Source organism: Falsiroseomonas oleicola (genome assembly GCF_019029495.1).
GTDB classification, from domain to species: Bacteria; Pseudomonadota; Alphaproteobacteria; order Acetobacterales; family Acetobacteraceae; genus Falsiroseomonas; species Falsiroseomonas oleicola.
In genome coordinates this window covers 137,826-152,940 of the sequence record NZ_JAERQM010000006.1, presented here as the reverse complement: position 1 = coordinate 152,940, position 15,115 = coordinate 137,826, and the positions used below count along the sequence as shown (strand labels likewise).

Here is a 15,115-nt window from a genome sequence, read left to right as displayed (position 1 = left end):
CCTTTGGACCGTCGCGCAACTTCGCCCGCGCCATCACGTTTCCCCAACGTGACGGAGGGCGCGCGATGCGGTTGGGTGGTGGGCGTGAAAGCGGCAATGTGCAGGATCGGCGCCGCGTCGGTCGTGGTGGCGGCATCGCCATAGGCGGTGGCTTCGGCGGCGTGGTGCTGGTGGTGCTGGCGCTGCTGTTCGGAGTCGATCCCTCCGTGATCCTCTCCGGCCTGGATGGGGCGGCGCCCCAGCAGCAGCAGGCGGGCGCGCCGGCGCAGGATGAGGGTGCCCGCTTCGTCCGCCGCGTGTTGGCTGAGACGGAGGATGTCTGGACCCCGGTCTTCCGCGAGGCCGGCCGGACCTACGAGCCGCCGATCCTGGTGCTGTTCAGCGGCGCGGTGCGGACGGATTGCGGCAATGCCCAGTCCACCGTCGGCCCCTTCTACTGCCCGCGCGACCGGCAGGTGTATATCGACCTCGACTTCCTCGCCTCGATGCAGCGCCAGCTCAATGCGCCGGGCGACTTCGCCGCTGCCTATGTGATCGCGCATGAGGTCGGCCATCATGTGCAGAACCTGCTCGGCGTGCTCGGTACGGGCCAGCAATCCAATGCGCGGCAGGTGCGGATCGAGCTGCAGGCCGATTGCCTGGCCGGCGTCTGGGCGCGCCGGGCGCAGGACGCCCGCCAGATCCTGGAGGAAGGCGATATCGAGGAGGGTCTGGCCGCCGCCGCAGCGGTGGGCGACGACCGCCTGCAGCGCCGTGGCGGCGGGGAGGTGGTGCCGGAGAGCTTCACCCATGGCAGCTCCGCCCAGCGGGTGCGCTGGTTCCGCCAGGGCCTGTCGGGCGGCCAGTTGCAGTCCTGCGACACATCCAATGCGCGGGCGCTTTAGCGGCCACGCGACCTCCCCTACACTCCGGCGATGCCCCATATCGCCGTTGCCCGCCTTTGGTTCGAAGGCAATTCCTTCTCCCCCACGCCGACCGACGCTGCCGCGCTCCGCTCCCGCGAATGGGTGGCGGGGCCTGAGGCCCTGGCCGCCTATGCCGGCACGGCGACCGAACTCGGTGGCCTGGCGCGCTTCCTGGCGGCGCGGCCGGATTGGCGCGCCACCATCCTGCGCTGCACCTCCGCCCAGCCCGGCGGCCCGCTGACCGCGGAGGCCTTTGCGGGTTGGCTGGCGGAGGTGGAACAGGGCTTGCGCGCGGGCGGGCCGTGGGACGGCGTGTATCTCTCCCTGCATGGCGCCTGCGTGGCGGAAGGCGTGCCGGCCGCGGACCTCGCCATCGTCCGGCGAATCCGCGCTTTGGTCGGCGCCACGCCGCTGGTCGCCAGCTTCGACTTCCACGGCAATATGGCGCCGGAACTGGCGACGCTTCTGGATGGCGCCAGTGTCTACCGCACCTATCCGCATCTCGACATGGATGCGACAGCGCTGCGGGCGCTGGCCTTGCTGGAGCGTCGTCTCTCCGGCCAGCGCCTGCATGGCGCGATCGCCAAGATGCCGCGGGTGCTGCACTCCTTCCACATGCGCTCGGCCGAGGGGCCGATGGCGGAGGTCTGGGCGGAGGCGGCGGCGCTGGAGGACGGGGTGGTGCTGGAAGCCGCGCCCTTCGGCGGCTTCTCCTGGGGCGACACCCCCTATGCCGGCCCCAGCGGCATGGCCTGGGCGACCGACCCCATCGCGGCGCAACGCGCGGCGCAAGCGGTGCTGGATGCCATCGCGGCGCGCCTGCCGCGATTCGCCGTGACGCTGCCGACGCCCCAGGCGGCCTTGGCCACCGCGCTGGCCGGGCCACCGGGGCTGGTGGCGCTGCTCGACCCGGCCGACAATCCGCTCTCCGGCGGCACCGCCGACACGCCCGGCATGCTGCGCGCCCTGATCGAGTCGACGCCGGGCGTGCCGACCGTCTTCGCCTTCCTGCATGACCCGGCCGGCGTCGCGACCGCCGCGTCCCTGGGCCTTGGCGGGGCAGGGCGCTTTGCCCTCGGTGGCCATACCACCGCGGATTTCGGCCCGCCGGTGGAGGTCGACGCCCTGGTGGAACGGCTGACGGAGGGCCGCTTCACCAATGAAGGCCCGATGGAGCGTGGCGCACCGGTCGATCTCGGCGCCACCGCGGTGCTGCGCATCGGCGGCTGGCTGCGGGTGATCCTGACCAGCCGGAAGGAGGCGGCGGTGGACCCCGCCTTCTTCGCGCTGCATGGCATCGACCTCGGCGCGACGCGGCTGCTGGCCAACAAGGCGAAGAACCACTTCCGCGCCGCCTTCGCCGGGCGCTGCGCCGCCATCGTGGAATGCGACTGCCCCGGCCCCGCGGCGCTGGACCTGGCGGCACTGCCCTTCCGCGAGGTACCACCCGACTGGCTTCGGCCGGTCTAGCCGGCGTTTTCGTAGGTTGTCGTCTTCGCAGGCGTCGCGCATGCGGACGCGCAGCGCACGGCGCGCGGCGATCAGAAATTCCTGCCGTGCGGCAGCTGAGTCGCCGCGTAATGAAGGGCGCGGTAACCAGTCTGCGTCATGATGGGCTCGCGGTCGTAGTCCAGATAAAATATCGGCGGATCAGATGCATCCGGGGTCGCGAATTGCCGCGCAATTTCACGAGGTAGCCCTGCCGTTTCAGGCTTTCGCCTGATCGGCAAGGCTGTGCCGACTGTCCGAGCCCGGAAAAGGATTGTTCCCATGTCCCCTCCCGACACCAATGTCTGGGTCGATCTGGAAGACGCTTCACTGGCTTCCGTCGTCGGTGGCAGCGGATCCACCAATACCACGACATCGGGTGGCGAGGATGACGAGGCGGAATACGGCGCCTCCATCAGCGGTCCGACCTTGGCCAGCGGTGGCGTCTCCACCGGCGACTCCGCCTCCACCACCATTGTCGTCCAGGGCGTGACGCTGGAGGCCGGTGCCGGCTGGGGCGCCGGCGCGGGCTATGAGGTGACGGCGACGGGCGCCAGCGCCGGCGCGGGGGCTGGTGCCTTCGCCTATGCCAGCGGCAGCGTGACCGAGGGCAATGTCACCACCACGGTCGTTCTGGAAGCGCAGGCCGGCGCCATGGTGACCGCGGAGGTCGGCCCCACCGGCGTGGCCTATGGCGGCACCGCCGGCATCGGCGGCAGCGTGACGGTTTCCGTCGAGACCACGCATGACCTCGGCAACGGCACCGAGGCCACCACCACCGTGACCACGGAAGTCGGCGTCAAGGCCGGGGTGGAAGGCACCGTCTCGATCGGGGCGGAAGGCGTGCAGACCGAGGCGGAGCTGATGGCCGGTGCCTATTATTCCGTCACGGCGGAAGCGACCATCGGTGGCGACGAGGGCTCGGGCACGGTGTCGGCCGGCTATGTCGATCCCGGCTCGGCGGGCGCGGGCGCCAATGTCGAGGCCGGCTATCAGGATGGCGAGATCACCATTGGCATCGGTGCCGAGGTGTCGCTGCTGGTCGGCGGCGTGAATCTCGGCGTCAGCGGCACGGTCGACGTGAATGCCATCGGCGATGCGGCATCGCAGGCCGCCGTCGCGGCCGAGGCGGAGGCGCTGGTCGCCGCCGACCAGACCGCCGCCGCGGCCAAGGAAGCGGTCGCCGAGGCGAAGGAAGCGGCCGAAAAGGCACGCGAGGCGGCCGAGGACGCGCGCGAGACCGCCGAGAAGGAGGCCAGGGAAGCCACCGCCGCGGCCGCCAAGGTCGGCGGAGGCTTCATGAAGGCCGTGAACCAGGCGAAGGCGAGCATGGAAAAGGCACAGGCCATGGCCGCCGACAAGGTGGCGGACCGCCTGGAAGCGGCGGCCGAGAAGGCCGAGGCGACATTGAAGGCGGCCGAGAAGGCCTTCGGTCAGGCCAGGGATTTCGCCGAGGATCTGGCCGACAAGGCCTCCGACGCCGTGAAGGCCGCAGCCGACAAGATCGAGGATGCCGCGGAGAAGGCCGCGGCCGAGGCGAAGGAGGCGGCGGAGAAGGCTGCGGCCGAAGCCAAGGAAGCGGCAGAGAAGGCGGCAGCCGAGGCCAAGGCGCTGGCGGAGAAGGTCGCGGCGGAAGCCGCCGCCGCCGCCCAGCTCGCCGCGGAGAAGGCGGCCGCGGAGGTGAAGGCCGCGGCGGAGAAGGCTGCGGCGGAGGCCAAGGCGTTGGCGGAGAAGGTCGCGGCGGAAGCCGCCGCCGCTGCCCAGGCCGCCGCGGAGAAGGCGGCCGCGGAGGCGAAGGCCGCGGCGGAGAGGGCCGCCGCGGAAGCCGCCGCAGCAGCCCAGGCCGCCGCGGAGAAGGCGGCCGCGGAAGCCAAGGCCGCTGCCGACAAGCTCGCGGCGGAAGCCAAGGCTGCTGCCGACAAACTGGCTTCGGAGGCGAATAATGCCGTGAACACCGTCGCGGACGGCGCCAAGAAAGCCGGCAACTCGATCAAGAAAGCCTTCGGATTCTGACCGGTTGGACCATGATGCGTTCGGCCCTGTTGACGCATCATGGTCCAGCTTCAATGGGTCGCGGGCGTCGGATTTTTGCGGTGGTTCCCTCTCAAGCCATCACGCTTTAATCCAGCCTCGCCCCCGCGAGGCGCACCACCTCCTGCCACTTGGTGTTCTCGGCGGCGATGAAGGCGGCGAATTCGGCCGGGCCGAGCGGATGCGGCTCGGCGCCGAAGCTGCGCTGGCGCGCGATGACCTCCGGGTTGCGGGAGATTTCGGCGATGGCGGTGGCGTAGCGGGTCTGGATCGCGGCGGGCATGCGGGCCGGGGCCTGCACGCCGAACCAGGCCACCGCCTCGAAATCCGCGATGCCGCCCTGCTGCACCGTCGGCACCTCCGGCGCCGCGAACCAGCGTTCCTTGCTGGTCACGGCCAGGATCTTGATGCGGCCGTCGCGGGCATGCGGCAGATAGGCGGGCAGGTTGTCCACCGCGACCTGGATATTGCCGGCGATCAGGTCCGGCACCACGCCGCCCGTGCCGCGGTAGGGCACATGCGACATCTCGAACCCGCCGCGCACCTTCAGATACTCGCCGCAGAGATGGCCGGAGGTGCCGTTGCCCGGCGTGCCGAAGTTCAGCTTGCCGGGATTGGCCTTCGCATAGGCCACGAACTCCGCGAAGGTCGACACGGGCAGGGAGGCATGCACCATGATCCCGTTCGCCACCAGATTGGCCAGCGCGACCGCCGCCAGATCCTCCTGCCGGAAGGGCAGGCGGCTGTAGAGGAACTGGTTGATGCTGGCGGTGCCGATCGTGCACATCAGCAGCGTGTGGCCATCCGGATCGGACTTGGCGACGAGGTCGGCGCCGAGGTTGCCGCCTGCGCCGGGCCGGTTGTCCACCACCACCGGCTGGCCGAGCATCGGCGTCAGCCGTTCCGCCAGCAGCCGCGCCGTCAGGTCGGTGGCGCCGCCGCCCTGGAAGGGCACCACGAGCCGCACCGGGCGGGAAGGTGCCCAGGGCGTCTGGGCCAGGCCGGAACGCAGGGCGGGCGTGGCGAGTGCGGCGCCCAGCATGGCGCGGCGGGTGAAGGTCATTGCGGCACGTTTCCTCATCGAAAGGCCGCTATCATGGGGCTGTGGCGGGGCGGCGCAAGGCCGCCCCGGCCCGGCTACTCCACCCGCGCGCCCGAACGCCGCACCACCTCGGCCCACTTGGTGATCTCGGCCTTCACGAAGGCGTCGAAGGTCTCCGGGCTGGTGCCGCCATCCGGCGTCAGGTTGGGCGGCATGCCGCCGAGATCGGCCAGGCGGCGCTGCATGTCGGGATCGCGAATGATGAGGTTCAACTCGTCCGAGATGCGCTTCAGCACCGGCGCGGGGGTGCGGGCCGGCGCCTGCAGGCCGAACCAGGCGGTCGCCTCCACGGCCGGAAGCCCCGCTTCCGCCGTGGTCGGCACATCCGGCATGGCGGGCGACCTTTCCTTCGTGGTGACCGCCAGCGGCCGCAGCCGGCCGTCGCGCAGATGGCCGATGACGGAGGGAAGGTTGTCGACGCCGACCTCCACCCGGCCGGCGATGATCTCCTGCAGCATCGGGCCGGCACCGCGGAAGGGGACATGGGTCATGTCGATCCCGGCCTCCAGCTTCAGCAACTCGCCGGTCATGTGCAGCGAGGTGCCGGCGCCGGAGGAGCCGTGGTTCAGCACGCCCGGCCGCGCCTTGGCCAGCGCCACCAGCTCCGCCAGCGTGCGGGCCGGAAGCTGCGGGCTGACGAAGATCGCGTTGGGCACCCGCAGCATCAGCCCGACCGCGGCCAGATCCTCGGGCTTCACCGGCATGCGCGCGCCATACAGCGCATAATTGATCGCGCCGCCGCTGATGGTCTGCATCAGCAGCGTATGCCCATCGGGCTCCGACTTCGCGACCACGTCATTGGCGATATTGCCGCCGGCGCCGGGGCGGTTTTCCACCACCACCTGGGTGCCCAGGCGGCGGCCGAGCGGTTCGGACAGCAGGCGGGCGGCGATATCCGTGGTGCCGGCTGGCGGAAATCCGACAACGATGCGGATCGGTCGGCTGGGCGACCAGCCCTGGGCCAGGGCCTGGCCCGACCGGAGCAGGGCTGGCGTGACGAGTGCTGCACCGAGCAGGGTGCGGCGGGTGGCGGTCATGGAAACTCCTCCGTCGGCTGTCGGCGGGGCTCTGGCCCGCCTTACGAAACCGCACTGACCTTGCCGTGCGCGGCGGACAACTTGCAAGGGCATCGGATTTTGGCGACTTAGCCCATGCCTGCCCGCCGGACCCCGCCAGGGGACGGAAGGAGGCGCGAAAGGGCTGGTCGCATGCGATTCCTGGGGTTGTATTGGCGGGTGCTGCAACTCCTCGGGCCAGACCGATGGATTGCCTATGGGCTGTGCTTCGCGGCGCTGGCACTGGCCGGGTTGCAGTTCCTGGAGCCGGTGCTGTTCGGGCGGGTGATCGACCTGCTGTCGCGGTCCGAGCGCATGGAGACCTCCGCCCTGTGGCGCGAGGCTCTGGCGCTGCTGGTGCTCTGGGGCGCCGTCGGGCTTTCGGCCATCGGTGCCAATGTCGCCGTGGCGCTGCTGTCCGACCGCATGGCGCATCGCAACCGGCTGACCCTGATGGCGCGCTACTTCGAGCATGTGATGTCGCTGCCGCTGTCCTTCCATGGCGACACGCAGTCCGGCCGGCTGATGAAGGTGATGCTGGTCGGCGCCGACAATCTGTTCGGCCTGTGGCTGTCCTTCTTCCGTGAGCACCTGACCACCTTCATTGCCGCCGTGGTGCTGCTGCCGCTGACGCTGGTGATGAACTGGCGGCTCGGCCTGCTGCTGATCGTGCTGGTCATCATCTTCGCGCTGGTCTCCGCCTGGGTGATCCGCAAGACGGAGGCGGCGCAGGGCCAGGTGGAGAGGCTGCACACACAGCTCGCGGGCAATGCGCAGGATGCGCTGTCCAATGTCGTGGTGGTGCAGTCCTTCTCCCGCCTGGAATCGGAGGCGCGGCAATTCGGCGACATCGTCCGCCAGGTGATGGACCGGCAATTCCCGGTGCTGACCTGGTGGGCCGTGGTCTCCGTGCTGACCAATGCCTCCGCCACCATCACCGTCATCGCCATCTTCGTCCTGGGCACGACCCTGCATGTGCAGGGCATGGCGAGCGTGGGGGACATCGTCTCCTTCATGGGTTTCGCCACGCTGCTGATCGGGCGGCTGGAGGGGGCGGTGGGATTCGTCTCCCGCCTGGTGTTCCAGATGCCCTCGCTGGTGGAGTTCTTCGCGGTGCTGGATGCGCGCACCTCGGTGCCGGAAAAGCCGGATGCGACGACGATTGGGCGGGCGGAGGGCGCGGTGCATTTCCAGAATGTCGCCTTCGCCTATCCCGGCGGCCCGGCCATCCTGAAGAATGTGGAAATGGAAGCGCCGCCGGGCCGCACCATCGCCCTGGTTGGCCAGACCGGCGCCGGCAAGTCCACCGCGATGGCGCTGCTGCAGCGGCTGTGGGACCCGGTGGAGGGGCGCATCACGCTGGATGGCCATGACCTGCGCGACCTGACACTCGACAGCCTGCGGCGCAATGTCGGCGTGGTGTTCCAGGAGAGCCTGCTGTTCAACCGCACCATCCGCGACAACCTGCTGATCGGCCGCCCCGATGCGACGCAGGAGGATCTGGAACGCTGCTGCCGGATGGCGGAGGCGCATGACTTCATCATGGCCAAGCCGCAGGGCTACGACACGCTGGTGGGCGAACGCGGCACCATGCTGTCCGGCGGCCAGCGCCAGCGCCTGGCGATCGCGCGCGCGCTGCTGAAGGACCCGCCGGTGCTCATATTGGACGAGGCGACCAGCGCGCTGGACGCGGCGACGGAGGCGCGCGTGCAGCGTGCGCTGCGCGCCCTGATGGCCGGCCGCACCACCTTCGTCATCGCGCACCGCCTGTCCACGGTGCGCGATGCGGATGAGATCCTGGTCTTCGACCAGGGCCAGGTGGTGGAACGCGGCGGCTTCGCCGAGTTGGTGGCGCAGGACGGGCGCTTCGCGGAGCTGGTCAGGACGCAGTTGACGGGGACGGAGCCAAGGGTGGGCTGATCTGCTGCAATGCACAACGCCCGGCTGTATTGCCGGACCCGGTGCACGCGGTGCTTGAACCCTGGCGGCCTGGCCTGCCACCATCCTCCAAGCGGCGGAGCGCCCCACCGGTGCGCCTGCCAGAACGGGAGGACAACAACATGACCATCGCCATCATCCTGCGTCGCAAGGGCGCCGATGTGATCTCGGTCACCGCGCAGGACCATGCCGGCCATGTCGCCCAGGTGTTGGCGAAGCACCGCATCGGTGCCGTGCTGGTGCGCGATCCGGGCGGCGACGTGCTCGGCATCGTCAGCGAACGCGACATCGTCCGCGCCCTCGGCGCGCATGGGGCGGAGGCGGTCACCATGCCGGCCGCGCGGCTGATGACCCGCGCCCTGCACACCGTGACGCCGCGCACCCGCATCCCGGAAGCGCTCGGCCTGATGACCGATCGGCGCGTTCGTCACTTGCCGGTGCTGGAGGAGGATGGCAGCCTCGCGGGCATGGTCTCGATCGGCGACCTGGTGAAGGCGCGGATCGAGGAGGCGGTGCATGAAGCCGAAGAGTTGCGGCATTACGTCGAAAGCGCGGGGTGAAACGATGCGGCGTGCGATCCTGGCCACGGTTCTGGCGATCTCCTCCTCCGGCGCGTTCTCAACCGGGGCTCTCGCGCAGAACCTGACGGTCGCGACCGGCGCGCCGCCCACTTCGGTCGATCCGCATTTCTACAATGCGGCGCCGAACTTCGCGCTCTCCATGCACATCTTCGACCGCCTCGTCGAACGCGATGCGGAGGTCACGCCCTATCCCGGCCTCGCCGAATCCTGGGAAGCGGTTTCCCCGACGATCTGGGAATTCAAGCTGCGCCAGGGCGTGACCTGGCATGACGGCAGGCCCTTCACGGCGGAGGATGTCGCCTTCTCCGTCGCCCGTCCGCCGCTGGTGCCGAACAGCCCGGCAAGCTTCAGCCCCTTCGTGCGCGCGATCCAGCGCACGGAAATCGTCGATGCCCATACCGTGCGCTTCCACACCGCGCGGCCGCATCCGCTGCTGCCGGTGGAACTCGGCTCCATCGCCATCGTCGCGAAACATGCGGTGGAAGGACGCGGGACGGAGGATTTCAATGCGCTGCGCGCCGCCATCGGCACCGGCCCCTATCGCATCACCGGCGCCACGCCCGGCGACCGCTTCGAGCTCGCGCGCAACGACGCCTGGCACGGGCCGCGCCAGCCGTGGGAACGCGTGACCTATCGCATCATCGCCAATGACACCTCGCGCGTCTCCGCGCTGCTGGCCGGCGATGTCGATGTGATCGACCAGGTGCCCTCCACCGACCTGGTGCGCCTGCGCCGCGACAATCGCGTCGCCATCGCGGAGGTGCAGGGGCTGCGCCTGATCTTCATCGCCCCCGACCGGTCCCGCCGCGGCAACCTGCCCTTCGTGACCGACAATGACGGCCGGCCGCTGGAGAAGAATCCCTTCGACGATGTCCGCGTGCGCCGCGCGCTGAACATCTCGGTCAATCGCGACGCGCTGGTGGAACGGGTGATGGAGGGTGCGGCGGCGCCCGCCGGGCAGTGGATGCCGGCCGGCACCACCACCCATGCGCCGGATGTCCCGGTGCCGACCTTCGACATGGAGGCCGCGCGCCGCCTGCTGGCCGAGGCGGGCTTCCCGGACGGCTTCCGGATGACGCTGTTCACGCCGAATGACCGCTACCCCAACGACGCCCGCACCGCCCAGGCCGTGGCGCAGATGTGGAGCCGCATCGGCGTGCGCACGGCGGTGGAGGCGGTGCCCTGGACCAGCTATTCCGCGCGCGCCGCGCGCCAGGAATTCCCCATCCGCCTCGCCGGCTGGGGCAGCAGCACGGGGGAAGCGGGCAGCGTGCTGATCAGCGTGATCGGCACCTTCGACCGTGCGGCCCAGCGCGGCGCGGCGAATTCCGCGCGCTATTCCAACCCGGAGCTGGATGCGCTGACCGACCGCGCTGCGACGCTGCTGCGGCTGGAGGATCGGGCGGCGGTGCTGCGGCAGGCGATCAAGCTGGCGACCGACGATGTCGCCATGATCCCGCTGTTCAACATCAGCAATTCCTGGGCGACGCGGCGCGGCCTGGTGCATGAGCCGCGGATGGATGAGCGCACCGTCGCCATGGGGACACGCCCGGCCCCCTGACGGTGCGTTGATACATATCAACGACCTGCGGCGCGGCGGGCGGGAGGATCAGGGCACAACGAACGCCAGGAGTCGCCCCATGAACCATCCGCACCGCAAGGTCCTGCACGCTTTGTTCGCCCATCCGGTAAGCTCCAACATCGACCCGCGCGACGTGGCCGCCGTCTTCGAATCGCTCGGTGCGCAGGTCAGCGCGGGCGGGCATGGCCAGATGAAGGTCAGCCTGAACGGCCACACCCACGGCTTCCACGAAAGCCGCCACAGCCTGGCGAAGGAGGAGGTGGTGGAGCTGCGCAAGTTCCTCACCACGGCCGGGGTGGATCCGGTGCGGGATTACCCGCTGTAACGCGGGGACTTGCCGGGGCGGTCGGTTGGGGGCGATGCTCCGGCCCACGGAGATCAACATCCGGGGGACAGCTTCATCATGATCGACCGCCGCCACCTTCTTGCCGCCGCCGGCGCCGCTTTGGCCGCGCCCGCCTTGTCGCGCGGCGCTCAGGCACAGACCCGCTGGCAGATGGCCACGCCCTATGCCGACGGCAATTTCCACACCCGCAACATCCGCCAGATGCTGACGGAGCTGGAGGCCGCGACCAGCGGCCGGCTTTCCATCCAGCTGCATTCCAACGGCGCGCTGCTGCCGATGCCGCAGATCAAGCGCGGCGTGCAGACCAGCCAGGTGCAGGCCGGCGAGATCCTGCTGACCGCCTATTCGAACGAGGACGTCTTCTTCGACGCCGATGCGATTCCGCAGCTCGTCACCAACTTCGCCCAGGCGAAGAAGCTGGCGGATCTGCAGAAGCCCTATATCGAGACGCGCCTCGCGCGGCAGGGCCTCAGCCTGCTCTACATGGTGCCCTGGCCGCCGGCCGGCCTCTATGCCCAGAACCCGATCCCGACGATCGAGGGTCTGCGCGGCCTGCGCTTCCGCACCTTCAGCCCGGCGACCAACCGATTCGCCGCCCTCGTCGGCGCGCAGCCCACGCTGGTGCAGTCGGCGGAACTGGCGCAGGCCTTCGCCACCGGCGTGGTGCAGGCGCAGATCACCTCCGCCGCCACGGGCGTCGACACAGCCGCCTGGGACTATGCGAAGGTCTTCACGCCGCTCGGCTTCTCCATGACCAAGAACGCCGTCATCGTCTCCCGCCGCGCACTCGATGCGCTGTCGGCGGCGGATCAGGCGGCGGTGCGCGCGGCGGCGGCGGCGGCCGAGACCCGTGGCTATGAGCTGAGCGCGGAAGCCCAGCGCAGCACGGAAGCGACGCTCGGCAGCCGCGGCATGCAGATCGTCCCGCCAACCGAGGAATTCCTCGCCGGCCTGCGCCGCATCAGCACCACCATGACGGATGAATGGGTGGCGCGCGCCGGCGCCGACGGCGCCAAGCTGATCGCCGACTACAAGGCCTGACCCGAGAGCCCTCTCCCCCCAACGGGGGGAGAGGGTTGGGTGAAGGGGGCCTCGCCGTTGTCGCAAACTGCCTCCAAACTTTCGCTGCACCGCAACAGCCCCTTGCGCGCGGCGCCGTTTGGCCCCGATGATCGCGCCATAACGCACTGCCAATCGGGGGCTTCAGACATGATCCTTTCTCGCCGCGCCATTCTGGCGACCAGCCTTGCCGCGCCCGCGCTGCCCCGCATCGCCCAGGCCCAGACCGCCCGCTGGCAGTTCGCGACGCCCTATCCGGATGGCAATTTCCACACCCGCAACATCCGCGAATTCATCACGGCGGTGGAGCAGGGCTCCGGCGGCCGGCTTTCGATCCAGCTTCACAGCAATGGCAGCCTGCTGCCGATGCCGCAGATCAAGCGCGGCGCGCAGACCGGCCAGGTGCAGCTCGGCGAGATCCTGATCTCCGCCTATGGCAATGAGGATCCGCTGCTCGAGGTCGACAGCATCCCGCAGCTGGTGACCAGCTACCCCGAAGCAAAGAAGCTCGCCGACCTGTCCCGCCCGATGGTGGAGGCGCGGCTGGCGCGGCAGGGGCTGTCGCTGCTCTACACCGTGCCCTGGCCGCCCTCTGGCTTCTACACCAACTTCCCGGTCGATTCGCTGGAGGCGCTGCGCGGCACCAAGATGCGCACCTTCAACGTCATGACCAACCGCTTCGCGACGCTGATCGGCGCCACGCCGACCCTGGTGCAGGCGGCCGAGATTCCGCAGGCCTTCGCCACCGGCGTGGTGAATTCCATGGTCACCTCCGCCGCCACCGGCGTGGACACCGCCGCCTGGGACTATGCGCGCCACTTCACGCCGATCGGCTTCACCTGGACCAAGAACGCCGTCTTCGTGAACCGCCGCGCGCTGGAGGCCCTGCCGGCCGAGGTGCAGGCCACCATCCGCAGCGCCGCCGCGGCGGCCGAGACGCGCGGCTGGGCGATGAGCGAGGCGGCGCGCGATGCGGCACAGGCCACGCTCGCCAGCCGCGGCATGACGGTTGCCACCGCCTCCCCGGCCCTGATGGAGGGCATGGCCCGCACCGGCGCCACCATGGCCGATGAATGGGCCGGCCGCGCCGGCGAGGATGGCCGCAAGATCATCGCCGCGCTGCGGGCCGCCGGCTGAGATGGGCGCGCTGCGGCGCGGGCTCGACCTGCTGTATCTCGCCGGAGGCATCGCCGGCGGCGTGACGCTGGCCTCCATTGGCGTCATCATCGCGGCGCAGGTGATCGGCCGTCAGTTTGGCCTGTCGGTGGATGGCGCGGATGACCTGACCGCCTTCGCGGTGGCGGGCTCGGCCCTGCTGCCGCTGGCCTATGCCTTCCGCGCCGGGGCGCATATCCGCGTCGATCTCATCATCGGCCATGTGAAGGGCAGGGCGCGCTTCGCGATGGAAACGCTGGCCCTGGTGCTGGCCGCCGGCCTCGCGATCTTCCTGGCCTGGTCGGTCGGCGACCTCGCCCATGATTCCTGGCTGTTCGAGGATGTGGCGCAGGGCACCGTGCCCTGGCTGCTTTGGGTGCCGCAATCGGCCTGCGCGGTCGGCTGCACCCTGTTCGGCATTTCGCTGCTGGATGACCTGGTGGTCCACCTGTCCGGCGGCACGCCATCCTACCGCAGGGCCGCCGAGGAATCGGCGCTCGAGCGCGCCCTGGGGGAGATCTGAGCATGGACCTCGCACAGACCGAGGCCGGGCTCCTGCTGCTCGGCGCGCTGTTCCTGATTCTTGGCCTCGGCGTCTGGATCGGGCTCGGGCTGCTGGCGACGGGCCTGGTCGGGGTCGTCGCCCTGCCGATGCTGATGACCGGCATGGCGAGCTTCCCGGCGGACAAGGTGCTGGGCAGCGCGGTGTGGGGGTCGCTGGCAAGCTGGACTTTGGCGGCCCTGCCCTTGTTCATCTGGATGGGCGAGATCCTGTTCCGGACCAAACTGTCCGATGACATGTTCCGCGGCCTCGCCCCCTGGGTGCAGTGGCTGCCGGGGCGGCTGATGCATGTGAATGTGCTCGGCTGCGGCATCTTCGCCGCCGTCTCCGGCAGCTCGGCCGCCACCACGGCCACCATCGGCAAGATGTCGCTGCCTGCCCTGACGCGGCGTGGCTATCACCAGCCCATGGCGATCGGGTCGCTGGCCGGTGCCGGCACGCTGGGGCTGCTGATTCCGCCGTCGATCGTGATGATCGTCTATGGCGTGGCGGCGGAGGTTTCCATCGTCCGCCTGTTCATCGCGGGGCTTGGGCCGGCGATGCTGCTGATCCTGCTGTTTTCGGGCTATATCGTCGTCTGGTCGCTGCTGAACCCGAAGCTGGTGCCGCCGGCCGATCCGCCGATGCCGATGCGGGAGAAGCTGCGCGCCAGCGGCCAGTTGTTCCCGGTGCTGCTGCTGATCGGCTTCGTCATGGGCAGCATCTATTTCGGCTGGGCCACCGCCACGGAAGCCGCCGCCTTCGGCGTGGCCGGCGCGCTGGCGCTCTCGGCCTGGGGCGGCACGCTGAACCGCAAATCCTTCGCCGCCAGCCTGATGGGGGCGGTGAAACTGTCCTGCATGATCAACCTGATCCTGGCGGGCGCGGCCTTCCTGACCAAGGCCATGGCCTATTCCGGCATTCCGGCGGCGATGGCGACCTGGGTTGGCAGCCAGGGCTTCAGCCCCTTCATGATCATCGCCTTCCTGACGGTCATCTACCTGCTGCTCGGCTGTTTCATCGACGGCATCAGCATGATCGTGCTGACCGCATCGGTGGTTCTGCCGATCATCGCGCAGACCGGCTTCGACCTGATCTGGTTCGGCATCTTCATCGTGCTGGTGGTGGAGATGGCGCAGATCACGCCGCCCGTGGGCTTCAACCTGTTCGTGCTTCAGGGGCTGACGGGGAAGGGGATGATGACGGTGGCGCGCAACACCATGCCGTTCTTCGCCCTGATGGTGATCGCGGTCGCCCTGGTCACGCTGTTCCCGGAGATCGTGACCTGGCTGCCCAATACAATGATGGGGAGCTGAACGAAGAAGGGCCGGA

The 15,115-nt window shown here is 69.7% G+C and carries 13 protein-coding genes; 11 read left to right on the top strand and 2 right to left on the bottom strand.

Annotated features, from left to right (window positions below; all coding sequences use genetic code 11):
- The first annotated feature begins 65 nt into the window (after positions 1-65).
- The 3 genes from ypfJ to JJQ90_RS19575 all read left to right on the top strand — a co-directional run bounded on the left by ypfJ (position 66) and on the right by JJQ90_RS19575 (position 4,406).
- Positions 66-884 (top strand): KPN_02809 family neutral zinc metallopeptidase, encoded by an 819-nt coding sequence (gene ypfJ, locus JJQ90_RS19585; RefSeq protein WP_216877949.1) that lies wholly within the window; start codon positions 66-68, stop codon positions 882-884.
- A 30-nt stretch (positions 885-914) separates the two neighbouring features.
- Positions 915-2,375 carry a M81 family metallopeptidase gene (locus JJQ90_RS19580; RefSeq protein ID WP_216877948.1) on the top strand — a complete coding sequence of 487 codons (1,461 nt, stop codon included), beginning with the start codon at positions 915-917 and terminating at the stop codon, positions 2,373-2,375.
- A 300-nt stretch (positions 2,376-2,675) separates the two neighbouring features.
- Entirely contained in the window at positions 2,676-4,406 is a 1,731-nt protein-coding gene (locus JJQ90_RS19575; RefSeq protein ID WP_216877947.1) for a hypothetical protein, read from the top strand.
- A gap of 106 nt (positions 4,407-4,512) precedes the next feature.
- Here the strand turns inward: JJQ90_RS19575 and JJQ90_RS19570 are convergent, their stop codons facing one another.
- Positions 4,513-5,487 (bottom strand): Bug family tripartite tricarboxylate transporter substrate binding protein, encoded by a 975-nt coding sequence (locus tag JJQ90_RS19570; RefSeq protein ID WP_216877946.1) that lies wholly within the window; start codon positions 5,485-5,487, stop codon positions 4,513-4,515.
- A gap of 74 nt (positions 5,488-5,561) precedes the next feature.
- Entirely contained in the window at positions 5,562-6,563 is a 1,002-nt protein-coding gene (locus tag JJQ90_RS19565; RefSeq protein ID WP_216877945.1) for a Bug family tripartite tricarboxylate transporter substrate binding protein, read from the bottom strand.
- A gap of 171 nt (positions 6,564-6,734) precedes the next feature.
- Here JJQ90_RS19565 and JJQ90_RS19560 point away from each other — a divergent pair, with 171 nt between their 5' ends.
- From JJQ90_RS19560 to JJQ90_RS19525, 8 genes are all read left to right on the top strand, one after another.
- Positions 6,735-8,501: a glucan ABC transporter ATP-binding protein/ permease gene (locus JJQ90_RS19560; RefSeq protein WP_216877944.1), complete on the top strand. Its 1,767-nt coding sequence runs from the start codon at positions 6,735-6,737 to the stop codon at positions 8,499-8,501.
- Positions 8,502-8,641: 140 nt separating this feature from the next.
- The gene (locus JJQ90_RS19555) at positions 8,642-9,079 is read left to right on the top strand and encodes a CBS domain-containing protein (protein ID WP_216877943.1); all 438 of its coding nucleotides are present in this window, start codon (positions 8,642-8,644) and stop codon (positions 9,077-9,079) included.
- A gap of 4 nt (positions 9,080-9,083) precedes the next feature.
- Positions 9,084-10,661, top strand: a complete 1,578-nt coding sequence (locus JJQ90_RS19550; protein ID WP_216877942.1) for an ABC transporter substrate-binding protein — start codon at positions 9,084-9,086, stop codon at positions 10,659-10,661.
- A gap of 79 nt (positions 10,662-10,740) precedes the next feature.
- Positions 10,741-11,007: a hypothetical protein gene (locus tag JJQ90_RS19545; RefSeq protein ID WP_216877941.1), complete on the top strand. Its 267-nt coding sequence runs from the start codon at positions 10,741-10,743 to the stop codon at positions 11,005-11,007.
- Positions 11,008-11,085: 78 nt separating this feature from the next.
- Complete coding sequence (locus JJQ90_RS19540; RefSeq protein ID WP_216877940.1) at positions 11,086-12,069, top strand: TRAP transporter substrate-binding protein; 984 nt, start codon at positions 11,086-11,088, stop codon at positions 12,067-12,069.
- A 168-nt stretch (positions 12,070-12,237) separates the two neighbouring features.
- Entirely contained in the window at positions 12,238-13,224 is a 987-nt protein-coding gene (locus JJQ90_RS19535; protein WP_216877939.1) for a TRAP transporter substrate-binding protein, read from the top strand.
- A 1-nt stretch (position 13,225) separates the two neighbouring features.
- Positions 13,226-13,765, top strand: a complete 540-nt coding sequence (locus JJQ90_RS19530; protein ID WP_216877938.1) for a TRAP transporter small permease — start codon at positions 13,226-13,228, stop codon at positions 13,763-13,765.
- A gap of 2 nt (positions 13,766-13,767) precedes the next feature.
- Positions 13,768-15,099 (top strand): TRAP transporter large permease, encoded by a 1,332-nt coding sequence (locus tag JJQ90_RS19525; RefSeq protein WP_216877937.1) that lies wholly within the window; start codon positions 13,768-13,770, stop codon positions 15,097-15,099.
- Positions 15,100-15,115 lie beyond the last annotated feature (16 nt).